The organism is Humibacter antri, from assembly GCF_054777235.1.
The window spans coordinates 123,480-145,625 of record NZ_BAAHAW010000021.1 but is presented as its reverse complement, the minus strand read 5'-3'; the positions used below and the strand labels follow the sequence as shown (position 1 = coordinate 145,625).

Below are 22,146 nucleotides of genomic sequence, written 5' to 3'. Positions count from 1 at the left end.
TCGGGGTTAGGCCATGCCGGCCCTTGCGAGCCGGTTCTGTAGGTCGGTGATCTGCGCGGCTTGCGCTTTGTATGCGGCGAGCAGCGGGACGACGAGCTGTGAATAGTTCACGGTCCAAGCGCTGCCCGGCTGTACGAGCACCGGGCGGTCGGGGTCTGCGGAGATGTTCAGTGCTTCGCCTTCGACCAGGGGTGCAACGTCGGGCCCGAACCCTGCAGCCTGCACGTCTTCGGCGAGCACGAACACTTTCAGCGGTGCTGCGGGGTCGTCCCACACGTACCGGCCCCAGTACGGGGTGAGCTTGTCGATCTCGGTGCCGTTCATCGCGGTGAGGTCAGTCTTCACGGTTGCGGATGATGACGACGTGCCGAGCGTGCCGTCCGAGTCGATCCACCAGGCGACCCAATTGCCCTTGTTCACGATGTAGTTGTGCGACGGGACCGACAGCAAAGGTGCGCCGTTGGATTGCACCTGACCTGAGCTGATCACGTTGCCCGCGGCGATGCTGCCCGCGGCGAAACTACCGGCGACGGATGCTCCGCCGGTCGATACGAGCGACGCACCCTTTACGGTGGTGCCTGCGCTGATCGTCGTGCCTGCGGTGATCGAACCGGCCGAGTTGAGCGCACCCGAGCCGACGTTCAGCGAGCCCGCGCCCTGAATGGTGATCGATCCGTCATCATCGACGAGCAGCGAGCCGCCCCTGTGTGACGTGAATCTGCCCGCCGTACACGGTGAGCCCGTCCGACCCGATTGACGCGTTCTTGAGCACGTCGCGGGTGGCAAGTGATTGCACCTGCTGTTCGAGCGTTGATAGCCGTTTCGCGAGGTCGTGTGCGGGTGGAAGCTGGGTTATTCCCATGATCGGTTCTCTCTTTGGGTTGTGCCGTCGTGGTTCTCTTTCAGCGGCCGCGACGGCGACTCGGCCGGTGCCCAGTACGGGCACTTGATCTCGTGCGTGACGCGGGCCACTGCCGTGCGATCCAATGGGTCGTATATCGCCGCGCACTCTGAGCACGGTCCGGCGAAGCTGGTCGGCCGATATCTCGGCATCGTTACGCCACTCCGTCATTCGGGATCGCCGCAACGGGCCAAGCCACAACATTCGCGTCTCTTCGTGAATCCACTTCGCTAAGAGCCTGTCCTTGCCTGTCCTCGCCTCGCCTGTCCTGTCCTCCCGTGGATGCGTCACGCAACGGATCACGTGACGCGTCACGCTTGGTCATCTGAGCGGCTTGGCGGGCACGGTACTGCCTACTGCGTTTGGCGTTGCCTTCGCGCTGTCGTGCGACCATCGCGGCGGTGCTCTGCCCCATGCGCGTGTCCCAGTCGGGCACACGGACATCGGCCTTGGCAGGCTCCCAGAGCCTCGCCTTCACCAACTCGCCGAGGGTCGCAGAGTCGACGCCATCAGGATGCAACCAACGGAATGCTGAGCGCGGGATGGTGCCATCAGTGCCGCTCTCGTTGCACCACATCAGCGAAAAGGTGAACGTCCGCCAGGCGCGATCGGAAAGCCCATCGACGGCAGCATCCGTAAGCCATCTGCTCGGTAGTCGCGCATCCGTCACTGAGCATCACCCCCGATCGCCCACACGGTCGCTGTGGCACCGCTGCGCGTGCGGCGACGCTCGTGTGTGGCGATCACCCGACCGCCGACGTACAAGCCGCTGCGAGCCGTCCTGAACGCTTGCGGTGTGCTCGCCGGGATCGAGGAGTCGAACACACGCATGGCGTCGAGCTGATCGGCGATCTGCTCATCGGTCATCGGCCCGTACCGGTGCAGCGCAGCCAGGATCGCCCGCTGACGTGCGTCGACGCGCTCGGGTGTCTGCAACGCTGCCGCATCCCAGCTCGTGCCAGGGTCGCGGTGACGCACCGTTCCTGCGAAGCAGTCGGCGGCGGTCATGCTGTCTCACCGCCCCATACCACTGGGCGGCCCAATGCGACCAGGCTGTCGAAGTCGACGCGGATCGCCCGCTTGCCGAAGCGGCGGGCCGTGATCTGCCCCTCAGCGATCATGTGGCGGATCGTCCACGGAGTGAACGAGAGGTATTTGGCCGCGTCCGCGATGGTCACCCAACGGGTGGTGAGCGCAGTAGCGGCGGGTACAGCGGTTGACATTATTGGCTCGATTTCTAGGCGCAATGCGCCCATCAATCAGAGGCCCGTCAGCCACGTAGTCCCCATCTGGGGATTCCGCTTCCTCCCGATCTGAGAGGTCTGCTTACCCGGAACTATGTACGCCAGCCCCGGCGATGCGGTCGAAGATCAACTTCAACATTCGCAACTATATTCCACCCCGGTTCGCTGCGCTAATCCATGCGTCGGCGAGTCGATCCGCTGTCATGACGCCACTCGCAGCACCAGCCGCTTGCCGTCGTACACACCCTTGACGACAGTGGCCACGGCCTGTTGCAACAGATGAACCTGAGCCATTTCGGCGGTTCGCCCACATCCTGCGCACCACCACGACCAGGCGTCTGCGTGCGGGGCCGCTGACATCGGGTTGGTCACGCTCACGCGGTTGTGCGGGGAGTACGCGGCGTGCGTAGGCAGGCCGGGGCCGACGAGCACGTCGGCAGGCGGTTCGATCAGGTCAGGGTCATGCACCGGCTCCATGACGAGTTGGCCGTCACGCTCGTACAGGTAGATGCCGTGCCCCGTATGGTGCCAGTGGCCGGGACTACCGCCGTCGCACGTTAGCCAGACCGGCAGGTGCTGCGGGTGGGTCAGGAACTTGCGAAGCTTCTTGCTTTCGGCGGCTGCGGCGATCACCTGGTCCGATACGCGCCGGTACTCATGTTCCCATTTGGCGAACATACGCGGCCTATCGGCTGCTGCCTGGGCCTGTCGGCGTGCCTCGGCTTTCGCAATCGCACGCGCACCCGCCAGCGTCTCGCGCTCACGCTGGGCGTCGGTTGCCGGGATCGTGCGGCGTTTCACAAAGTCCGCGTCTCGCAGCCCGCTGCCAGTCGGTCGTTCCTGTTGTGCGGTCACCGTGTCGCTCCCATCCTTGCCACCAGTTCGGCGTCCCGCCCAGCCTCGTGCTGGTACCTCATCGCGAGGGCCAGGTCGTTGTGGCCCATGCGTCGCATCAATTCCTTCGTTGTCGCCCCGGCGATCGCGTACCGTGTCGCCCCGTAGTGCCGCAATGCGTGGAACGGCATGTCAGGGCGTCCGGCCGCGGCACGCGCTCGCCGCCAGTATGCCGAGAACGAGCCTGACGACAGGTGCCGCTCCGGGTCGGATAGCGACGGGAACACTAGCGCGTCGTCCGTGGCCGCAATCTCTGCCAGGCGGGCCCTGAGGTCATCTGTAAGGGTGTCAGGCAGTGCGATCGTGCGCACACCTGCTGCGGACTTCGGGGGGCCCACGATATCGCCGCCGTCGGCAGTGTGCGAGACCGCGCGCGTGATCGACAAGAGTGCCGCATCGGGTGCTGCGATGCCCGGAACGAATGTGATGTCGCCTCGGCGCAGTTCGGTCAGTTCTCCGTAGCGGAGTCCACCCCACGCCGCGACTCCCACGGCGAGCGCGAACCGCTGATCGATACTCGCGACGATGATTGCCAGTTCGGCGTCTGTCGGTGGCTCAACGCGCTTCCCGGTGGACGCTTTGACTGCACCGCGCACCTGGCACGGGTTCGAGGTGATCCGCCCGTCAGCGACGGCGGTGGCCAGCACGGACTTGAGCACCTGATAGGCGCGAGCCGTCTGGGTCTTGTGTCCCGTCGCTGTCTGCTCCTTGTACCAACGGCGCACACGCTCAGTAGTGATCGCGGTGAGGGCATCGTCCTTGAACAGGGCGAGCGGGCCGTCGAGCAGCCGCAGATACTCGACACGAGTACGGGGCTTCAGGTGCTCGCCGCGAGAGCTTGTTCGGGTATCAATCTGCTCGCGCGCGTAGACGGCGAATGCGACGGGGTTGCGTCGTACTGGCGGCTGCCATTCGCCGCGAGCGACATCGGTGTGCCGCAGCGTGAGCCAGGTGCGTGCATCTCCCATCGTGTCGAACGTCGTCGGTGCTGCGTGGCGTTGCCCGTCGGGTCCGGTGTAGCGGGCACGGTAGCGGCCCGAGGGCAGTTTCTCGACCTGCCCGAACGTCTCGCGCTTCTTTCGCTTCGCCACTGTGACTGCTTCCGTCGTGGGACATCGTGGGATATCTCAACCCAAGTTGGCCCTGCTCATCTACACTCTAGCAGTGGACGAGACGGCGTGACATCCCAGTTGATAAAAGGGATTGGGGCGAATCTCCGAGGATCGCCGGAAGGCGGAGCGGACTGATTCTGGTTCAGTTGTTCTTGGTTCGAGTCCAGGTACCCCAGCACTGAATCGATAGAGTTCCCTGAGAAGTCCGGCTCCCTCATCACTCCGTTGAGTGACGCGATCTGGTGTTTAGTGACCAGAAACCCTCGTAAGTCGTGTCTCACGGTCGTCTCTGCTGATGAGGTACGCACTCGTCCCCGCAGACGCGCATGAGTACGCGCTACGCACCTGTCTGGCATGGAAGCTAGTGCGCACATCGGGCTCGAGCCCGCGTTCCTGACCCAGCCCGACGTCGCCGTCCGCGACCACGAGCGCGACATCGCGGTCCTTCGCGCCCGCCCTGTCTAATTCGGGAGCGACCCAGATGAGTAGGTTGGCCCGCAATAAGACTGTCAATCGCGTACCGTTATTGGCAGGACGCGCCTGATCTTCACAACCAACCATGCATACGGCGCGACGGTCTTGGCCACCTTGCAAGGGCGTGGCATCGTCTGACGTTCCACCGGAGGGGCGATCGAGATCAGGTGATGCTCGCGCACGGTCAGGAGGAACGCGAGGGCGCATCGCCGCTCAACGGCTCACCGACGGCTCCGAGGGGTTCTTGCGGTTCACCGGTCCGTCGAACAAGCGCACGATCTCTTCGACGGAGCGGCCCTTCGTCTCCGGCAGGAAGAAGTAGACGAAGAAGATGCCGACCACACAGAGCACTGCGAACAGGATCATCGTCCAGCCCAGACCGATTCCGACCTGCATGATCGGGAAGGCGAGCACCAGCCCGTAGTTCGCCAGCCAGTCGACGGCCGCGCCGATTCCCGAGGCGCGCCCGCGCACGGCGGTGGGGAACACCTCGCCCTGCAGCAGCCATCCGGTGCCGCCGATCCCGATCGCGAAGCAGGCGATGAACAGTCCGAACCCGACCATGATGACGATCAGCTGCGGCACTCCGGAGAGGAACGACGCACCGTACGAACCGATGAGCAGGAAGACCGCCATGCCGATGTACGCCCCGATCGCGAGGCGCCGGCGACCGACGCTGTCGATGAATCGGAACGCGAAGTAGGTCGCGATGACGTTGACGACGGCGAGGATGCCCGCTGCGATGACCCCGAGGATCTCGGCCTGCACCGGGCTGGTTCCGGGGTGTGTGAAGTACGGCGTGAGCAGATGCGGGCCGTAGTAGAACGCCACATTGATGCCGGTGATCTGCTGCAGGATGAAGAACACGCACACGATCACGAGCGCGCGCTTGACCGGCTTGGTCCATTGCGTGCGGCCGGCCACACGTTCCTGTTCCGTCCGCACAGCGACGGCCTCGGCATGCACCTGCTCCGGGCTCGCCTCCAGTCCCAGCAGGTGGAACGCCTTGACGGCCTTCTCCTCCTTGCCGTGCTCGAGCAGCCATCGAGGCGATTCCGGCATACGTGCCCGCATGATCAGCGAGATGATCGCGGGAATGAACCCGATGCCCAGCAGGATGCGCCAGTCGACGGTGGACGCCGCGCCCGGCGCGATCGACAAGACGATCACGGCGATCACGTAGGCGGCGAGGATGCCGATGGTGATCATCCACTGCTGGATGATGGCGAGGGAGCCGCGTCGGCGTTTCGGCGCGAACTCTGAGATGTAGGCGGTGGCGATGGCCGAATCCGCTCCGATGGCGATCCCGATGATCAACCGCCCGATCGTCAACGTGGTCGGCTCGAACGCGAACGCCGAGATGAGGGAGCCGAGCGCGAACAACGCCGAGTCGATCAGCAGCAACGACTTGCGGCCGAACCTGTCGGTGAGAGGGCCCGCAGCAAGAGCCCCGACGAACGAGCCCAGCGACGCACCGGCGACGATGATGCCGATCGCCACAGGGCCGAGCTTGAACGGGAGGAAGATCAGGGCCGAGCCGATGTTCGATGAGTCGAATCCGAACAGGAACCCGCCGATGGTCGCCAGCACGGCCAGATAGATGTAGAACCGGCCGATATCGCGTGTGTCGAGCGTCTCAAGGAGCCCGGCTTTGGTGTTCTCCATGATGCGGACGCTACGCCGACGCCGGGTCGGGCGACAGGGGGTGCGAACGATGCGAAACCGCGGTATGGATGGTCCCGCCCGCCTCGGGCCGCGGCGTTCTGCCGAATGACGTGACGAGCGGCCACGAAGTGGTCCACCCCGCACGGTGCTGACGAGTCAGCACATTACGGGTGCCCGTTGTGTGGTGGTTCGTCCGCTGCGTGGTGGACCGTCCGCTGCGTGTCGGCTCGTGTGGATCATCCGAGTGCGTCGGCCCGTACCGACTCACGCAGACAGCGACGCGCGCGTTCGCTCCAGTCTCGCCTTCTTGATCAGCTCGGCCGCCGCCTGATCCCAGAGCAGGGATTGGCCGCACTCCTCGGCGCGATCCAGGCGTTCGCCGGCGAGGGCCACGAACACTTGGCCGGCCCGCTCGATGAATCCGAGAACATGGCGTTCGAGATCGATCTCGACGAGATCGTTGTCCCGCGGCACCACCACCAGGCTCACGGTCTCGATCCGGTCCGCATCGATATCCAATCGCACATGCACCTCGCGGGACTCGGTGACTTTGAGGATGTTTCCCGCCATGATCGCCCTCCCTGTTGCCTGCCCGACGACATCCACGAACACGGAGTTCGTCGTTGCGCCCCGACAAATTGCGCCCCGATAACCAGTGCCAGGCTTCCTCGCCTACGGAAACTCCCGCTGATGTCGCACCCACCAGGGGTGGTCCGATCGGCGAATTCGCGTGGTCGCGGCGGCTGATCACCCCGAAAGAACCCGCACTTTCCGTGCTACGCGCCGCGGCGGAACATGTCAACGGGACGACGACCGACTCGAAGAGCAAATTCAGGACGTGCGCAGCCGAATCCCGATCAACACGACCGGAATGCGTCGAGTAGATGGCGGTCGAGGGTGATGCTGAGTGCTTCCTTTGTGTTCTCGCCGTGTTCGTGCGAGCGCCGTTACGCGCATGGGTGCGGAACCGGCGTAGCGTGACGCAGGTGCATCCGAGAGGGAAGACCGTCGCCGGGCCGGCGGCCGATCACGGCGCCAAGGCGCCCACAAGAGGTAGCGGACACGGCGCGACAGCGGCGGCGGCCCTCGCTGCGCTGGGGGTCGTGTTCGGCGACATCGGCACCAGCCCCTTGTACGCCTTGAAGACCGTGTTCCTGCTCGACGGCGGCGCGGTGCGCCCTGAGCAGGACGACGTATACGGTGTCGTCTCGTTGATGTTCTGGAGCATCACGATCATCGTGTCGATCAAGTACCTCGCCATCCTGATGCGCGCGGACAACGACGGCGAGGGCGGTGTCATGGCCCTGGCGGCGCTTGCGCAGCGCCTGTATGCCAGCAAGGCCGCACGCGCCGGAGCGCTCCTGGTGATCGGCATCGTGGGCGTCGCGCTCTTCTACGGCGACTCGATCATTACCCCGGCCATCAGTGTGCTTTCGGCCGTTGAAGGCCTGCACGTCACAGTTCCGGCGATCACCCATCTGGTCATCCCGATCGCGGCGGTCATCCTGGTCGCGCTCTTCGTGGTTCAACGCTTCGGAACCGGCAGCGTCGGAGTGCTCTTCGGGCCGGTGATGGTGCTCTGGTTCGTTGCCTTGGCGGTGGCCGGCCTGACGATGGTCGTGCAGTATCCGTCCGTTCTGCTCGGGCTGTCGCCCACCTACGCCGTGGTGTTCATGGTCGCTCATCCGGCAGTGTCGTTCATCGCGCTCGGCGCCGTCGTGCTGACCATCACGGGTGCAGAGGCCCTCTACGCCGACATGGGCCACTTCGGACGTTCGCCCATCCGCCGCGCCTGGTTCTTCCTCGTCTTCCCCGCACTGACGATCAACTACCTCGGCCAGGCGGCGCTGATCCTGCACAATCCTGCAGCGCGGGTCAATCCGTTCTTTCTGCTGATCCCGGAATGGGGGCGGCTTCCGATGGTGATCCTTGCCACCGCGGCGACCGTCATCGCGAGCCAGGCCGTCATCTCCGGCGCGTTCTCGCTCTCGCGTCAAGCCGTGCACCTGGGGGTGCTGCCGCCGCTCACCGTTAGGCAGACATCCAAACAGGAAGGCGGCCAGATCTACCTCCCCGCGGTCAACATTCTGCTCTTCATCGGCGTCATCGCAGTGACACTCGGATTCGGTTCATCCGACCGCCTCTCGACCGCGTACGGCATCTCTGTGACCGGAGCTCTGGTCGTGGACACGCTGCTGCTGCTCCTGGTCGCCCGACCCCTGTGGCACTGGGCTCCTTGGAAGATCGTGATCGCGGCCGTCGCATTCGGCGGCCTGGAACTGACGTTCCTCGCCGGCAACCTGTCGAAGATCCTCAACGGCGGCTGGGTGCCCCTGCTCATCGCGGCGCTGGTCATCCTGGTCATGACGACCTGGCGCAGAGGGCGCCAGCTCGTACAACAGGACCGGCGGCGCAAAGAGGGCTCGCTGGCACGGTTCATCGAGGACGTACGGGAGAAGAATCTGCCTCGGGTGCCGGGGATAGCGATCTTCCCGCACCCGAACAAAGACACGACTCCGCTGGCGCTTCGCGCCAACGTGAAACACAATCACGTGCTGCACGAGCACGTGATCATCGTCTCGGTCACGACCGCACAGGTGCCGCACGTGCCGACGTCGGAGGCCTTCGCCTATGACGACCTCGGGTACGCGGATGACGGCATCGAGCATCTGAGCATCCGCTTCGGCTTCTCCGACAAGCCCGACCTGCCCAGAGCGCTGCGTGCCGCGTGCCGCGCCGGTGTACTGCCGCTCAAGGCAGGGGATTTCCAGCAGGCGTCGTACTTCATCTCTCGCGGCGCGATCCGCACCACCCGCACGCACAGCATGGTCCCGTGGCGGCGATCTCTGTTCGTCGCACTGGCGCACAACGCCGCCAATCCGGCGGCACGCTTCGGCCTGCCCGCGCTGCGCACGGTGACCATGGGCAGCGACGTGGAGATCTGACGCACGTCAGCGTTCGATACGGCGCTCTCGCGTGGCATCCCACGGCTGCGTCCAGCCGAGGGCGTCGAAGAGGCGATCGAGCAGGATGGCCGTGAATCCCCAGACGACGACGCCGTCGATGTCGAACGCCGGGCCACGGAAACGCGACTCGCTGCGCTCGATGACGAACGTGAAGCGGTTCTCCGGGTCCAGGAGCTGGGACACCGCAACCTGCCACACGAGCGTCGTCTCGGCCGGATCGATCGCGCTCAGTACGATCGGCCGCTCCCACCACCCGATCACGGGCGTCACCAGGTGATTGCTCACGGCCAGCGGCACCGGCGGAAGCGTTGCGAGCACCTCGACCCCGCTCGGGTCCAGCCCGGTCTCTTCCGCCGCCTCCCGGAGAGCCGTCTGGGCGGCATCCGCGTCTCCGGACTCGACCCGGCCACCAGGAAACGACACCTGACCGGCGTGCTGCCTCAGCGTGGTTGCACGCAGCTGCAGCAGGATGCACAGCTCAGCAGGAGAGGATGCCCGCGCCTCCGCTTCGCTGAAGAGCACCAGCACTGCGGCGGGGCGCTCGCCGCGATCACCGATGCGGAGTTCGCGGAAGGCCGACGGGTCTATGCGGTCGACGAGGCGGGTCAGCTGAGTGCGAGCGTCGGCGACGAGCGGTTGCGGGTCGGGCATGTGAGCGCTACGAGGCGATCCGGCGGTCGCCTTCGGCGGACGGCCGGGTGTCGTCATCGCTGATCGACGTCCAGACGTCGTCGAGCGAGAGGCTGAGCGCCGTGGTGATCGCGGCGATCGTGGTGAAAGACGGCGTTGCGATGCGGCCGGTCTCGATCTTGCGCAGCGTCTCCGGCGAGATGCCGGCCGCGAGCGCGACATCCACCATCGAGCGCTTGCTCCGCGCTCGACGCAGAAGTGCGCCGAGACGTTCTCCCCGGTGAACCTCGAGCGGTGACAGCGGCAATCTGACCATGAACCGATGATAATACCGGTATAGTATTACCGGTACCGCGTTTCGTGCATTGTGAGGAACCCATGATCGAACTTCTCGGACCCGACGAACTGCGTCGCGCCGGCTCGACCGGCGCCTTCGTCGGCGACGTTCTGCGAAAGATGCGCGACCGCGCGAAGGTGGGCACGAATCTGCTCGAGATCGATGCGTGGGTCGCACAGCTCATCGCCGACGCGGGTGCGGTGTCGTGTTACGTCGACTATGCGCCGTCGTTCGGACGAGGGCCCTTCCGCCACGTCATCTGCACCTCGGTGAACGACGCCGTACTGCACGGGCTGCCGCACGACTATTCGCTACGCGACGGTGACCTGCTCTCGCTCGACTTCGCGGCATCCCTGGACGGCATCGTGACGGACTCGGCGATCAGCTTCATCGTGGGCGACACGGTCGACGACGCGGACGCCCGCATGATCGAGACCACGCAGAGCGCGCTCGCTCGCGGCATCGAGGCCGCCGTGCTCGGATCGCGCATCGGCGACATCTCGCGGGCGATCGGCGCAGTGCTCTCCGACGCCGGGTATCCGATCAACACCGAGTTCGGTGGGCATGGCGTCGGAACGACCATGCATCAGGATCCGCACATCCCGAACGCGGGTCGGCCGGGCCGAGGCTACAAACTGCGACCCGGGCTGCTGCTGGCCCTGGAACCCTGGGTGATGGCCGACACGGCCGTGCTGGTGACCGATCCGGATGGCTGGACCCTGCGTAGCGCCACCGGAGCGCGCACCGCCCACAGTGAGCACACGATCGCGATCACGGAGGACGGGCCCGTCGTGCTGACCGCGGCGTAGGGACCGGCGGCCTGGAGTCTGTACCAGGCCTACGAATTCACCCGAATGACCTCTTCCTGGTACGGCGAGATCACCTGGTGGGTGATGCGGCAGTCCAGAAGCAGGAACGGCCGGTCCGATGCCGGCGTCGCCGCCCACGTGCGCAGGCGTTCGAGGTCGCCGAGGGTGCGCACGACCACGCCTTCGGCTCCGACCGCGGCGCCAAGGCCCGCGAAGTCCACCTCCGGGATCAGCATCGGCTCGCGTGCGAGACCCTTCAGCCCGTACAGGTTCACTTCGGCACCGTAGGCGGCATCGTTCCATACCACGGCCATGCCGCGTCCGCCGGCCACGCGCACGGCGGTCTCCAGATCGGCGAGCGCCATCAGCCCGCCGCCGTCGCCCGTGGTGAGCACGACCGTGGAGTCCGGCTTCGCGAGCGCGGCGCCGGCGACCGACGACATCCCGAGTCCGATCGACTGGAAGGCGGTGCCGACCATGATCATCCGATCAGGAGAGGCCACCGGCCAGTACATGTTCGCCCAGCCGATGAAGTGCCCGCCGTCGGAGACGACGACCCGGTCATCGGGCAGCAGCTCTCCGATCCGCACGGCGAGCGAGCGGGGATCGAGTCGGCCGTCGGAGGCGATTCCGGCACCTTCGGGGCGCCTGGTGAGCGCGTCCAGGTCGATCGTCTCGCGCCAACCGCTTGGTGACGCGCCCCGTTCGTGCAGCGAGTCGACGAGTTCGGAGGCGACGATCCGAGCATCCCCACGGATGAATCCGCCCACATTCGGATGCGTGGCTGCGGCACCGGTGTCCACCTGCACCACATGCGTCGCGGGGGAGAAGAGCCGGCCGAAACGCATCGTGAACTGGTTGAGAGACGCCCCGAAGACCACCGCGACATCGGCCTCGCGCACCAGTTCCATCGCGCCGTCCGCGCCGAACCCGCCGGTCACGCCGAGGTCGTAGCGGGCGTCAGGGAACACGCCTCGTCCGAGCGCTGTGGAAGCCGTGACCGCTCCCGTGGCGGCCGCGAGCTCGCCCAACGCGTTGCCCGCTCCTGCCAACCAGCCGCCCCGGCCGGCGAGAAGGAACGGCCGCTCCGCGTCCCCGAGCGCTCGGGCGAGACGTTGCAGTTGCGCCCGCGCGAACTCGTCGCGCGGGGCGAGCGGTGCCGGCAGTCTCGGCTCGGGAGCCTGGGGAACCGGGCCGGCATCGAGCTGGGCGACGTCGTACGGGATGGCCAGCACGGTGGGAACGCTGTACGCGAGCGCGTGCTCGAGTGCGATCGCGGTGGTGGCGGCGGCGTCCGCTCGTCCCACCGTGTAGGTGCGGGCACCCACTGCTGAGGCCAGCGCGATCTGGTCCACATCCCACGGCCGAGGGCCCGACGTCGGCTCATCGCCCACGACGAGGATGAGCGGCACGTGCGCCTGCACCGCCTCCGCCAGCGCGGTGAGGGTGTTCGTGAAGCCGGCACCGTACGTCGCGGTTCCGGCTGCGATGCGGCCAGAGGCGCGGAAGTGGGCATCCGCTGCCACGACCGCCCCGGCCTCGTGGCGCACCGGGGTGTAGCGCGCATCGGTCTGACGTGCGAGCGCGTCGAGGAAGTAGGCGTTTCCGTTGCCCATCACGCCGAAGACGTTGTCCAGATGTTCGGCAAGGGTGATGGCGACGTGGGCGGAGACGGAGGGCATGACAAAGCCTTTCGAGACGAGACGGATGCGATTCCGTATGTGTCTCGCCGACGTGCGCGGCTCAAGTGCCCCTTTTTCGAGCACCGGCTCCACGTGCGCCTGGGAGCAAGCGCCAGGCGGCGGACCGGACGAGAACGAGGATAGCCGAGGCCTGCGGCGCCCGGTGGACTTCGCTAGCGAATCGTAGAGGTCGCTAGCGGGCTGTGGGCTTCGCTGGCGCTACACCGATCGGCATTCGCGACAGCTTTTTCGTGTAGCGGATGCCGATAGGTGTAGCGCGACGGAGTTCGGCCCGGCGTTCGAGGTCGTGGTCGCTGCCGTCCGGATCTGACAAGGTGGGAACAGACCGCGAGCATCGGGAGGACGCATGTCTGACGGCGAGACCGATCGCAACGGACGGCTGGTGCTGATCCGGCACGGCGAGACGCCGTGGAGCCGTGTCGGCAAGCACACCAGCGTCACCGATCTCACGCTCACCGAGCGCGGCGAGCAGCAGGCGCGCGATCAGGGGTCGATGCTCCGGGGGCATCACTTCGCACTCGTGCTGTGCAGTCCGCGGGCACGATCGCGGCGCACGTCGGCGCTCGCCGGCTACGCGCATCCCACGGTCGACGACGACCTCGTCGAGTGGGACTACGGCGGATACGAGGGCATCACGACTCCCCAGATCGTCGCCTCTCGAGACGGTGCGCCGTGGGACCTCTGGCGCGATGGCGTCATCCCCGGGCAGACGCCGGGGGAGACCGCCGAGCACGTTCAGACTCGGGCGCAGAGCGTGATCGACAAGTGCACCCCGAGCCTGCTGAACGGCGACGACGTGCTGCTGGTCTCGCACGGGCACTTTCTGCGGATGCTCGCCGTGACCTGGGCACGCCTTCCGGTGACGGCGGGCGCTGTCATCCGGCTCGAGACGGGAAGCGTCTGCGAGCTCGGGTACGAGCACGAGCAGCAGGCGATCCTGCGCTGGAACTGTCCGCCGGACCCGCGAACCGACTTCAGCTGACGTCAGCCGGCCGCGCGTCGAAACCATCTCATGATCAGCGGTTCCGCCTGCCGTTCGACGGAATGGACATCGGGCTGTCGCTGGTGGGCGTTTCGTCGGCCAGCAGATGGAATCCGCTGCGCACGAGCGCGAAGTGGCTGAACGCCTGAGGGGTGTTGCCGAGCTGCCGGTTGTTCATCGTATCCCATTCCTCGCTCAAAAGTCCGACGTCATTGCGGAGGGTCAGAAGGCGTTCGAAGAGTTCGGTCGCCTCTTCCCTGCGACCCGCGCCGATCAGCGCGTCGACGAGCCAGAACGAGCACGCCAGAAAGACGCCCTCGCCACCCGGCAGACCGTCGTCGGATGCCTGCGGCCGGTACCGCAGCACGAACCCGTCTTCGGTGAGCTCGCGCTGGATCGCCTCGATGGTTCCGATCACGCGGGGGTCGTCGCCCGGCAGAAAGCCCACCCGGGGAATCTGCAGCAGCGAGGCATCCAGTTCCGTACTGCCGTAGGACTGCACGAAGGTGTTCTTGTCGGCGTCGTACCCGTTCTTCAGGATGTCCGCCCGCACCTCGGCACGAAACCGCTTCCACTTCTCGACGGGCCCCTTGAGCTTGAACCTCTCGCAGGCGCGCACCATGCGGTCCGCAGCGACCCACGCCATGAGCTTCGACTGCGTGAAGTGCCTGCGTGGTCCGCGCATCTCCCACAGGCCGTTGTCGGGCTCATGCCAGATCTTCTGCACGTGCTCGATGAGAGCGCATTGCAGGCTCCACGATGTGTCGTTGCCGGTGTGAAGGGTGGCGCGTGTGAGCGCGAGGCCGTCGAGCACCTCGCCCCAGACATCCAGTTGCAGTTGGTCGGCGGCGGCGTTCCCGACACGTACCGGGCGGGAACCGGCGTAGCCGCCTAGCCAGTCGAGGGATTGCTCGGGCAGCCTGCGTCGCCCGTCCAGGCCGTACATGATCTGCAGCTTCGCCGGATCGCCCGCCACAGCCCGCAACAGCCAGTCGCGCCACGCCTTCGCCTCGCTCGTGTAGCCGGCGGTGAGCAGGGACTGCAGAGAGAGCGTGGCGTCACGCAGCCAGCAGTAGCGGTAGTCCCAGTTGCGCGGTCCGCCGAGCTGCTCGGGAAGCGACGTCGTGGCCGCCGCGACGATGCCGCCGGTGGGCGCATACGTGAGCGCTTTGAGCGTGATCAGCGAACGCTGCACGGCGTCGGCGTGCGGCCCGTGAGCCTTGCTGGCACGCGACCAGGTGTCCCAATAACCGTCGGTCGCCTCCAACGCGTTGAGCGCATCCACCGGCACCGGAGGGCGCGTGTGGCTCGGATACCAGGTCATCACGAACGGGATGCGTTCGCCCTCGTCGACCGTGAACTCGCTCACGGTGCGCATGTCGCGCCCTCTCAGCGGCGCGGGAGTGCTGATGACCACGGCGTCGGGTCCCGCCACGGCACGGATGCCCCGCTCATTGCGTGTCACCCAGGGCACGGTGTGCCCGTAGTCGAAGCGGAGCGCGAGTTCCGACCGCATGCGAACCGTGCCGCTGAGTCCTTCGACGACGCGCACCAGATCGGCGACGTCGTCGCGAACGGGCATGAAGTCGGTCACCCGCACTGTGCCGGTGTCGGTGTCCCACTCCGTTTCGAGAATGAGCGTGTCCTGCCGGTATTGGCGCCGCGTGGATCGTGCGGCACCGTCCGGCGCGATACGCCAGAAGCCGTTGTCACTCGTGCCCAGAAGCTTGCTGAAGCAGGAGGGGGAGTCGAAACGCGGCAGGCACAGCCAGTCGATCGATCCGTCGACGCACACCAGAGCGGCGGTGTGGAGGTCGCCGATGATCGCGTAGTCCTCGATCGGGGCGGACTGCTCGTTGCTCGCGGCGTCGTTCTTCGCGGTGCCGTTCTTCGCGGTGGCCATGGTCACAGACCGACGCTGGACTGCATGATGCCGCCGTCGACGAACACCGTCGTGGCGGTGAGGTATCGGCCGGCGTCCGAGGCGACGAAGAGCACGGCGTCGCCGATGTAGGAGGGGTCGGCCACCTTGCGCAGCGGGATCGCGTCTTCCAGCTTCTTGCGCTGGTCCGGGTCGTCCAGCGTCTGGGTATTGATCGGCGTCGCCACTGCACCGGGTGCCACGTTCACCACCCGCACGCCCTGCGGGCCGAGCTCTACGCCGGCGGTGCGGGTGAGCATCCGCATGCCTCCCTTGGCCACGCAGTACGCGATGTTGCCGGGCATCGGCCAGTCCTCGTGCACCGACGAGACGTTCACGACCACGCCGCCGCCGCCCTGGGCGATGAACTGCTTGGCCGCTAGCTGTGTGCCGAAGAAGGCGCTCTTCAGGTCGACGGCCATGACCGTGTCGAAGGCGTCTTCATCGGACTCGATCAGGCTGTGGCGCGTCTCGATGCCCGCGTTGTTGACCATGATGTCGAGCCGGCCGAACTCGCGAACGGCGGTATCGATCAGCGACTGGATGTCGGACGGCTTCGAGACATCCGCTTCAACGCCGATCGCCTTGCCGCCGGCCGACGTGATGTCTTCGACCAGGTCGGCCGTGTCATTCGGCCGTGACACGTAGTCGATCACGACGCTCGCGCCCTCCGCAGCGAGTCGCTTGACGATCGCCTCACCGATTCCGCTGTTTCCGCCCGTGACAATGGCGGCCTTGTCTTTCAGTCGCATCAGATCGCTTCCGTCCAATCCCCTTCGTCGGCGTTCGCGGGGAACGCAGTGTTCGCGATGGAACCCTTCGACTCGACCACGTCGTGGCTCCCGCCGCAATCCTGTGCGCACGGTGCGGATGAGTGGTATGGGGACGAAAACCGCCGCCGACAGGGGCATGAAGGCGATGTCAGGCCTCCCTGAGGCTTCAGACAGATGGCGGTATCCGAGCCCTTGCCGGCGTGTTCGTGCGCGCCGCGGGTGTGATGATCACGATGTCGGGAGGATTCATCAGGATGAGCGGGGCAGAGGGTTCGCGCGACCGCGTGCTGGTCATCGTCACGATCGCCCTGATCGTCGTCTACGTGCTGATCGATGTCGCGCTGGGCATCCTGCGCCCCGATTACAGCATCGTGAGCGACTTCGAGAGCGACTACGGGCGCGGCAGGTTCTCCTGGCTGATGGATGTGAACTTCGTCGTTCGCGGCGTGCTGTCGGCGCTCGCGTTGATCGTGCTCTTCAGGCGTCGGATCGCACGTACCTGGACGGCGGTGCTGTTCGGCATCTGGGCGGTCTCATCGGCTCTGCTGGCGTTCTTTCCGGCGAACGTCGAAGGGTTTCCTCGGGTGCCGAGCGGCCTGGTGCACCTGGTGCTGGCGTTCGGCGGGTTCGTGGCGGTGGCGATCGCGACGTTCGTGATGTCGTTCGCGGTCGTCCGACGGCAGGCGGCATCGCAGGGATCCGCGGTGGGCCTGCTGGTGGTCGCCTCGCTGGGCATCGTGTTCCTGCTGGCGCTCGGCGGTGCCGCGGCCTGGCAGGCGTCGGGAATGGTGGAACGCCTGTTCCTGCTCAGCCAGCTGGTGTGGATCGCGTGGGCCGTCTCCGCCGTCAACTCCCGGGCGAACGCACCTCAGATCTCGTAGGAATCGCCGGGTTGCAGGCTGAGGTAGCGTCCGCCGCCCTGTTCCGTCGCCCACTGGATGCGGGCATCCGCCATCCGCTTGCCGACCACTGAGCTGACCATCTCGTGGGTGGAGAACGAGTGCTTCGGCTTGAGATCGAGCACATAGTCGATGAACTCGGATGCCTTCAGCCACGGCGCCGAAGACGGTACGGCGAGCACGTCGATCTCGGTGAGGTCGGGAGCCGCGAACGAGTCGCCAGGGTAGACGAGTTGCTCGTTCACGATGACGCCGACGTTGTCGACGACCGGGATGGAGGAATGGATGACCGCGTGCTCACCACCGAAGAACCGCAGTGTGAACGGCTCCAGCTCGACCGTGTCGCCCGCGTGCACGACGCGCACGGAGAAGTCCGAAGCGGCCTTCGCGAGGCCCTCCGGTCCGAGGATGACGGCGCCGGGGCTCTGCTCGAGGATGCGCTTGAGCTGCTCAGGCGTCCAGTGGTCGGCGTGCTCGTGCGTGATCACGACCGCCACGGCGCCCATCGCATCGGTGATCGGGGTGGTGAACGAGCCGGGATCCACGAACAGCTTGGCCCCGTCGTCTTCGAGGATGAGTGCCGCATGCTCGAGCTTCGTGAGTTTCATGCACTCATTCTCGCGCTGCGAGTCTTGCCCTGCAGAGGCGGGCCGACGTGTCGAGCCGAGGGCCGAGGCTCGAGTCGAGAGTCGAGCCTCGGGCCCGGCCCGGCCATAATCGGGCTATGAACACGCAGGAGGGCGCGCACGCCCAGCATGCGTTTCAGCGCGTTTCGCGCATCGCCGTCGCCATCAATCCCCAGGCGTCGTTCGGCAGGCGCCGCGCAGCCGGGCCTGCCGTGGTAGCCGCGCTGCGGGCATCCGGACACGAGGTGATCGCGCTTGCGCAGCCGAACTACGAGTTGCTTCGGCGGGAGACGACGCGTGCCGTCGAGGACGGCGGCGTCGACGCGCTGATCGTGGTGGGCGGTGACGGAATGGTGAGCCTCGGCGTGAACATCGTGGCGGACACCGATGTGGGATTCGGGATCGTTGCCAGCGGAACGGGCAACGACATGGCCAGAACGCTCGGCCTGCCGGTTGACGACACCGAGGCCTCCATCGACGCCCTGCTGAACGCCCTCGCGGGCGAACCTCGTCGAATCGACCTCGGCCGCGTTCGCCACGGCGCGCTGACCACCTGGTTCGCGTGCGTGCTCTCCGCCGGTTTCGACGCGGTCGTCAACGAGCGTGCCAACCGCATGACGCGACCACGGGGTGCCCATCGCTACACGATCGCGATGGTTCGGGAGCTTCTGTCGTTCCGGCCGGCGAGGTACCGCATCGAGGTGGACGGCGCGGCGACCGTGCAGGAGGCGATGCTCGTATCGGTGGCCAACGGTCGCTCGATCGGAGGCGGCATGCGGATCGTTCCCGACGCGGAGGTGGACGACGGAATGCTGGACGTGTTCGTCGTCGACCGCATGCCGAGGCACCGCTTGTTGCGCCTGTTCCCTCGCGTGTTCCGCGGCGCGCACACGACGCTTCCCGAGGTGCACATCACCAGAGCCCGAACGGTGATGATCGAGGCGGAGGGGATCGTCGCCTACGCCGATGGAGAGCGGGTGGGGCCGCTGCCGGTGGAGGTCTCGGTGGTGCCGGGAGCATTGCGGCTCTACGCATGAGTGGCGCCGCGCTGCGCCGCGCGTCGAAGCGCGTCAGCAGGCCGGTGATGGGCGGTTTGGCAGGCATCCGAGGCGTATGGCATACTCGATGAGTTGCCTTTCCGGCACGAACGGCCCCATCGTTTAGCGGCCTAGGACGTCGCCCTCTCACGGCGGTAACGCGGGTTCAAATCCCGCTGGGGTCACACACCGCGAAGCCCGGTTCTCTTCATGCAAGGGAACCGGGTTTCGTGTCTGCGCGGCCGAATCGTCCGCCTGCGACCGCCGGTCGCGGCGCAGCGGAGGGGAGTGGCGGATGTACGAGGTGCAGGATGAGGGCCGGCCTCGTCGCGTGAGCGCGAGCCTGCCGCGTGGAATGCGGGTGGCATCCGAGTGGGCGTGGCGGCTGCTGGTCATCGTCGCTCTCGCCGGCGTCGTCGTCTATCTCGTCATCGTCTTCCAGGACATCGTGGTGCCACTGATGGTGGCACTGCTGGTGTGTGCACTGGTCGCCCCGTCCGTCGGCGCGCTGCGCAGGCACCGATGGCCGAAGTGGCTCGCGATCGTGGTGTGCCTGGTGGGGCTGGCGGCGATCGTCGCCGGACTCGTGCTGCTCATCGTCTGGCAGGTTCGCGCCGGGCTTCCCCAGCTCGAGCGGGAGTCTGTGGCCGCCTACGACAGGGTGCGGGATGCTCTCAGACAGCCCCCGTTCAGCATCAGCGACCACCAGCTGGCCGGCTATTTCTCGCAGGCGGCGGCGTTCCTCCAGAAGGACTCGGCGACGATCCTCGGCGGGGCGCTCAAGGTGGGGACGGCGACCGGACACTTGCTCACCGGGACGCTGATCGCGGTGTTCGCGACGATCTTCATGCTCATCGACGGTCGCGGCATCTGGAACTGGATCGTCCGGATCTTCCCGAAGGCGGCGAAGCCCGGGCTGACCGCGGCAGGCGACGCGGGCTGGCACACGCTGACCAACTTCGTGCGTGTGCAGATTCTGGTCGCCGTCGTCAACGCCGTCGGCATCGGCCTCGTGGCGTTCTTCCTCGGGCTGCCGCTCGCGGTGCCGATCGCGGTGATCGTGCTGCTGGCATCCTTCATCCCGGTGATCGGCGCCATCGTCTCCGGTATCGTCGCCGTAGCCATCGCGCTGGTGTTCGGGGGACCGGTCCAGGCGATCATCATGCTGGCCGGCGTGCTCGGTGTGCACCTGCTGGAGGCTCACGTGATGCAGCCGCTGCTGGTCGGCGGTGCGGTGAAGGTGCATCCGCTCGCCGTCGTGGTCGGAGTGGCGGCCGGCACGGGTCTCGCCGGTGTGCCCGGTGCCTTGTTCGCCGTGCCGTTCCTCGCCGTGGCGAACGCGATGATCACGGCGATGCTGCACTCGCACGATCGCCCTGCGCCGGCCGACGAGCACGGTGACAGCGAGACGGCACCGCACCACGCCGGCGAGGTCACCGAGCCGCCCGACGATGCAGCCGGCGATGAGCGACCACCACGCTCCAGCCGGCGATGAGCGACCACCACGCTCCAGCCGGCCGAACGCGCACGGATCGCGATAGAGCTCCCGTGCCGCGACCGCGTCGAGCTCAGCGCCGCGGACCGGTCGACGTCACCGGCGGCACGAGTTCCGCCACGCGCTCGCGCACCCACCAGACGTGGTCGCGGCGCAGCTCCTTCCAGCTGGAGAACCGGTAGAGGTACAGCGACGCTCGCACCATCGCGGGACGCTCAGTGCCGAGCGGGGCGGTGCGGAGCATGCGCACTGTTGCGGGATCCGCCTCGAGCAGTCTGTGCAGCAGCGGGTGGAACCAGCTCTCACCTCGCGAGCCGAGCGCGAGAAACCACATCAGCCAGTCGAGCCTGAGGTGGTAGGGCGCGAACTGACGGGGCCAATGGTGCGGATCGCCCGGTTTTCCCTTGAATTCGTACTCGCGCCAGACGGCGGTGGAGGCATCCGTCGAGTCGGTCGCCTCCACGATCACCTCGTACCGCTTCTTCGTCACCGAGCCGAATGCGCCGTACGCGTTCACGAGGTGCCACCGGTTGAAACTGGCATTCATCAGCTGGTGCCGAGCGAACAGGTTCTTCAGCGGCCACCAGCTCAGCCAGAGCAGCAGAATGCCGACCACGCAGATCACGACGAAGAACCAGGTCGGCGTCACCAGATGATCGGTGTGGGCGGGCATCGCCGTGATCACGAAGTGAGAGACGGGGTCGGAGATCGCGGCGAACGCCAAGATGATCGTCAACACGTTCAGCCAGGCGAAGTTGCCCGATGCGACGAGCCAGAGCTGGGTGAGGATCACCACTCCCGCCGCGACGCTCGCCACAGGCTGCGGCGCGAACAGGAAGAACGGCACGATCAGCTGTGCGATGTGGTTGCCGAGGACCTCGACCCGGTGCGCCCAGCGCGGCAGATGGTGGAAGAACCAACTGAGGGGCCCTGGCATCGGCTGCGTCTCGTGGTGGTAGTACAGCGCGGTCAGGTCGCGCCACGAACGGTCGCCGCGGATCTTGATCATGCCGGCGCCGAACTCTAGCCGGAACACGAGCCAGCGGAAGAACACGATCATCACCCAAGGCGGAGCCTGGTCGTTTGCTCCCAGGAACGCGGCGGCGAAGCCCGCCTCGAGCAGGAGGCTCTCCCAGCCGAACGAGTAGAACGTCTGGCCGACGTCGACGATGGAGAGGTAACCGAGCCAGATGAGCAGGAACGCGACCATCGGCGCCCACGACGGGGCCAGTTGCGCAAGTCCCGCGACGAGGGATGCCGCGATCAGCGCCCCGACGCAGGTCACCCACTTCAGGAGCCGGTCGGAGTACCGCCACCTGAACAGTGTGGGTGGAAGCCGGTCGCCCATGCGGCGGATGAACGTGGGAGCCGGCTGCAGACCGTGCTCTCCCAGCAGCGCCGGGAACTGGGCGCGAGTCGACAAGAAGGCGACGAGGTACACCGCGGCTATGCCCCGCTCGAGCACCTGCCGCGCCAGTTCATACTCCGTCGCGTCGAACCAGCCCATACAGTGTCCACGTTAGGGCCATCCGTCCGGCCGCGTCCGGTAGACTGGTCCCTGCGAGGGGGAGTATCCCAGCGGCCGCATCGTCGGTCGTGAGCACGGTCGTCATCACGAGCACCCAGCGTCAGCGAAATGCGGCGCGACGGCTCCGGGCGTGCAGCGCGTGAAGCGCGG

At 66.6% G+C, this 22,146-nt stretch carries 20 protein-coding genes and 1 tRNA gene; 7 read left to right on the top strand and 14 right to left on the bottom strand.

The window, feature by feature from the left end; genetic code table 11:
• Positions 1 to 6 precede the first annotated feature (6 nt).
• From ACYVDK_RS09815 to ACYVDK_RS09785, 7 genes are all read right to left on the bottom strand, one after another.
• Complete coding sequence (locus ACYVDK_RS09815; protein WP_460521159.1) at positions 7 to 786, bottom strand: hypothetical protein; 780 nt, start codon at positions 784 to 786, stop codon at positions 7 to 9.
• 781 nt (positions 787 to 1,567) lie between these two features.
• Positions 1,568 to 1,909, bottom strand: coding sequence for a hypothetical protein (locus ACYVDK_RS09810; RefSeq protein ID WP_460521157.1), 342 nt, complete (start codon positions 1,907 to 1,909; stop codon positions 1,568 to 1,570).
• Complete coding sequence (locus ACYVDK_RS09805) at positions 1,906 to 2,079, bottom strand: helix-turn-helix domain-containing protein (RefSeq protein WP_460521155.1); 174 nt, start codon at positions 2,077 to 2,079, stop codon at positions 1,906 to 1,908. Before ACYVDK_RS09805 ends, ACYVDK_RS09810 begins: the two co-directional genes overlap by 4 nt.
• A 267-nt stretch (positions 2,080 to 2,346) precedes the next feature.
• Complete coding sequence (locus tag ACYVDK_RS09800) at positions 2,347 to 3,000, bottom strand: hypothetical protein (protein ID WP_460521153.1); 654 nt, start codon at positions 2,998 to 3,000, stop codon at positions 2,347 to 2,349.
• Complete coding sequence (locus tag ACYVDK_RS09795; RefSeq protein ID WP_460521150.1) at positions 2,997 to 4,130, bottom strand: tyrosine-type recombinase/integrase; 1,134 nt, start codon at positions 4,128 to 4,130, stop codon at positions 2,997 to 2,999. The genes ACYVDK_RS09800 and ACYVDK_RS09795 overlap by 4 nt, the downstream gene beginning before the upstream one ends.
• 708 nt (positions 4,131 to 4,838) lie before the next feature.
• Positions 4,839 to 6,290, bottom strand: coding sequence for an MFS transporter (locus tag ACYVDK_RS09790; protein ID WP_460521148.1), 1,452 nt, complete (start codon positions 6,288 to 6,290; stop codon positions 4,839 to 4,841).
• A 264-nt stretch (positions 6,291 to 6,554) separates the two neighbouring features.
• Positions 6,555 to 6,860, bottom strand: a complete 306-nt coding sequence (locus tag ACYVDK_RS09785; protein ID WP_460521146.1) for a hypothetical protein — start codon at positions 6,858 to 6,860, stop codon at positions 6,555 to 6,557.
• A 416-nt stretch (positions 6,861 to 7,276) separates the two neighbouring features.
• On the opposite strand from ACYVDK_RS09785, the gene ACYVDK_RS09780 reads away from it, so the two are divergent.
• Positions 7,277 to 9,235, top strand: coding sequence for a potassium transporter Kup (locus tag ACYVDK_RS09780; protein WP_460521144.1), 1,959 nt, complete (start codon positions 7,277 to 7,279; stop codon positions 9,233 to 9,235).
• Positions 9,236 to 9,241: 6 nt separating this feature from the next.
• Here ACYVDK_RS09780 and ACYVDK_RS09775 read toward each other — a convergent pair whose 3' ends face one another.
• Together ACYVDK_RS09775 and ACYVDK_RS09770 are read right to left on the bottom strand one after the other, a co-directional pair.
• The gene (locus ACYVDK_RS09775; RefSeq protein WP_460521142.1) at positions 9,242 to 9,907 is read right to left on the bottom strand and encodes an NUDIX hydrolase; all 666 of its coding nucleotides are present in this window, start codon (positions 9,905 to 9,907) and stop codon (positions 9,242 to 9,244) included.
• Between the two features lie 7 nt (positions 9,908 to 9,914).
• Positions 9,915 to 10,202 (bottom strand): helix-turn-helix domain-containing protein, encoded by a 288-nt coding sequence (locus tag ACYVDK_RS09770; RefSeq protein WP_460521140.1) that lies wholly within the window; start codon positions 10,200 to 10,202, stop codon positions 9,915 to 9,917.
• 62 nt (positions 10,203 to 10,264) lie between these two features.
• Between ACYVDK_RS09770 and map the strand changes: the two genes are divergently transcribed.
• Positions 10,265 to 11,032, top strand: coding sequence for a type I methionyl aminopeptidase (gene map, locus ACYVDK_RS09765; RefSeq protein ID WP_460521138.1), 768 nt, complete (start codon positions 10,265 to 10,267; stop codon positions 11,030 to 11,032).
• Positions 11,033 to 11,061: 29 nt separating this feature from the next.
• Here map and ACYVDK_RS09760 read toward each other — a convergent pair whose 3' ends face one another.
• Entirely contained in the window at positions 11,062 to 12,714 is a 1,653-nt protein-coding gene (locus tag ACYVDK_RS09760) for a thiamine pyrophosphate-binding protein (RefSeq protein ID WP_460521136.1), read from the bottom strand.
• Between the two features lie 367 nt (positions 12,715 to 13,081).
• Here ACYVDK_RS09760 and ACYVDK_RS09755 point away from each other — a divergent pair, with 367 nt between their 5' ends.
• Positions 13,082 to 13,717: a histidine phosphatase family protein gene (locus ACYVDK_RS09755; protein WP_460521134.1), complete on the top strand. Its 636-nt coding sequence runs from the start codon at positions 13,082 to 13,084 to the stop codon at positions 13,715 to 13,717.
• A 34-nt stretch (positions 13,718 to 13,751) separates the two neighbouring features.
• Here the strand turns inward: ACYVDK_RS09755 and ACYVDK_RS09750 are convergent, their stop codons facing one another.
• A complete protein-coding gene (locus ACYVDK_RS09750; protein WP_460521428.1) occupies positions 13,752 to 15,620 on the bottom strand; it encodes a glycoside hydrolase family 15 protein in 1,869 nt (622 codons plus the stop codon).
• Between the two features lie 2 nt (positions 15,621 to 15,622).
• Positions 15,623 to 16,390: a Rossmann-fold NAD(P)-binding domain-containing protein gene (locus tag ACYVDK_RS09745; protein ID WP_460521132.1), complete on the bottom strand. Its 768-nt coding sequence runs from the start codon at positions 16,388 to 16,390 to the stop codon at positions 15,623 to 15,625.
• Between the two features lie 275 nt (positions 16,391 to 16,665).
• Here ACYVDK_RS09745 and ACYVDK_RS09740 point away from each other — a divergent pair, with 275 nt between their 5' ends.
• A complete protein-coding gene (locus ACYVDK_RS09740; protein WP_460521130.1) occupies positions 16,666 to 17,292 on the top strand; it encodes a DUF998 domain-containing protein in 627 nt (208 codons plus the stop codon).
• On the opposite strand, the gene ACYVDK_RS09735 is transcribed toward ACYVDK_RS09740, so the two are convergent.
• A complete protein-coding gene (locus ACYVDK_RS09735) occupies positions 17,280 to 17,918 on the bottom strand; it encodes an MBL fold metallo-hydrolase (protein ID WP_460521128.1) in 639 nt (212 codons plus the stop codon). The genes ACYVDK_RS09740 and ACYVDK_RS09735 overlap by 13 nt on opposite strands.
• Before the next feature lie 116 nt (positions 17,919 to 18,034).
• On the opposite strand from ACYVDK_RS09735, the gene ACYVDK_RS09730 reads away from it, so the two are divergent.
• From ACYVDK_RS09730 to ACYVDK_RS09720, 3 genes are all read left to right on the top strand, one after another.
• Complete coding sequence (locus ACYVDK_RS09730) at positions 18,035 to 18,973, top strand: YegS/Rv2252/BmrU family lipid kinase (RefSeq protein WP_460521126.1); 939 nt, start codon at positions 18,035 to 18,037, stop codon at positions 18,971 to 18,973.
• A 112-nt stretch (positions 18,974 to 19,085) separates the two neighbouring features.
• Positions 19,086 to 19,158 (top strand) — tRNA-Glu (locus tag ACYVDK_RS09725).
• A gap of 110 nt (positions 19,159 to 19,268) precedes the next feature.
• The gene (locus tag ACYVDK_RS09720; RefSeq protein ID WP_460521124.1) at positions 19,269 to 20,468 is read left to right on the top strand and encodes an AI-2E family transporter; all 1,200 of its coding nucleotides are present in this window, start codon (positions 19,269 to 19,271) and stop codon (positions 20,466 to 20,468) included.
• Between the two features lie 73 nt (positions 20,469 to 20,541).
• Here the strand turns inward: ACYVDK_RS09720 and ACYVDK_RS09715 are convergent, their stop codons facing one another.
• Positions 20,542 to 21,975, bottom strand: coding sequence for a lipase maturation factor family protein (locus tag ACYVDK_RS09715; protein ID WP_460521122.1), 1,434 nt, complete (start codon positions 21,973 to 21,975; stop codon positions 20,542 to 20,544).
• Positions 21,976 to 22,146: the final 171 nt, after the last annotated feature.

What these genes read in the sequence shown, in the direction of transcription:
- map (WP_460521138.1), top strand. Translation starts at nt 10,265, where the DNA reads ATGATCGAACTTCTCGGACCCGACGAACTGCGTCGCGCCGGCTCGACC.
- ACYVDK_RS09810 (WP_460521157.1), bottom strand. Translation starts at nt 1,909, where the DNA reads ATGACCGCCGCCGACTGCTTCGCAGGAACGGTGCGTCACCGCGACCCT.
- ACYVDK_RS09775 (WP_460521142.1), bottom strand. Translation starts at nt 9,907, where the DNA reads ATGCCCGACCCGCAACCGCTCGTCGCCGACGCTCGCACTCAGCTGACC.
- ACYVDK_RS09790 (WP_460521148.1), bottom strand. Translation starts at nt 6,290, where the DNA reads ATGGAGAACACCAAAGCCGGGCTCCTTGAGACGCTCGACACACGCGAT.
- ACYVDK_RS09785 (WP_460521146.1), bottom strand. Translation starts at nt 6,860, where the DNA reads ATGGCGGGAAACATCCTCAAAGTCACCGAGTCCCGCGAGGTGCATGTG.
- ACYVDK_RS09735 (WP_460521128.1), bottom strand. Translation starts at nt 17,918, where the DNA reads ATGAAACTCACGAAGCTCGAGCATGCGGCACTCATCCTCGAAGACGAC.
- ACYVDK_RS09750 (WP_460521428.1), bottom strand. Translation starts at nt 15,620, where the DNA reads ATGGCCACCGCGAAGAACGGCACCGCGAAGAACGACGCCGCGAGCAAC.
- ACYVDK_RS09770 (WP_460521140.1), bottom strand. Translation starts at nt 10,202, where the DNA reads ATGGTCAGATTGCCGCTGTCACCGCTCGAGGTTCACCGGGGAGAACGT.
- ACYVDK_RS09745 (WP_460521132.1), bottom strand. Translation starts at nt 16,390, where the DNA reads ATGCGACTGAAAGACAAGGCCGCCATTGTCACGGGCGGAAACAGCGGA.
- ACYVDK_RS09755 (WP_460521134.1), top strand. Translation starts at nt 13,082, where the DNA reads ATGTCTGACGGCGAGACCGATCGCAACGGACGGCTGGTGCTGATCCGG.
- ACYVDK_RS09730 (WP_460521126.1), top strand. Translation starts at nt 18,035, where the DNA reads ATGAACACGCAGGAGGGCGCGCACGCCCAGCATGCGTTTCAGCGCGTT.
- ACYVDK_RS09760 (WP_460521136.1), bottom strand. Translation starts at nt 12,714, where the DNA reads ATGCCCTCCGTCTCCGCCCACGTCGCCATCACCCTTGCCGAACATCTG.
- ACYVDK_RS09720 (WP_460521124.1), top strand. Translation starts at nt 19,269, where the DNA reads ATGTACGAGGTGCAGGATGAGGGCCGGCCTCGTCGCGTGAGCGCGAGC.
- ACYVDK_RS09715 (WP_460521122.1), bottom strand. Translation starts at nt 21,975, where the DNA reads ATGGGCTGGTTCGACGCGACGGAGTATGAACTGGCGCGGCAGGTGCTC.
- ACYVDK_RS09740 (WP_460521130.1), top strand. Translation starts at nt 16,666, where the DNA reads ATGAGCGGGGCAGAGGGTTCGCGCGACCGCGTGCTGGTCATCGTCACG.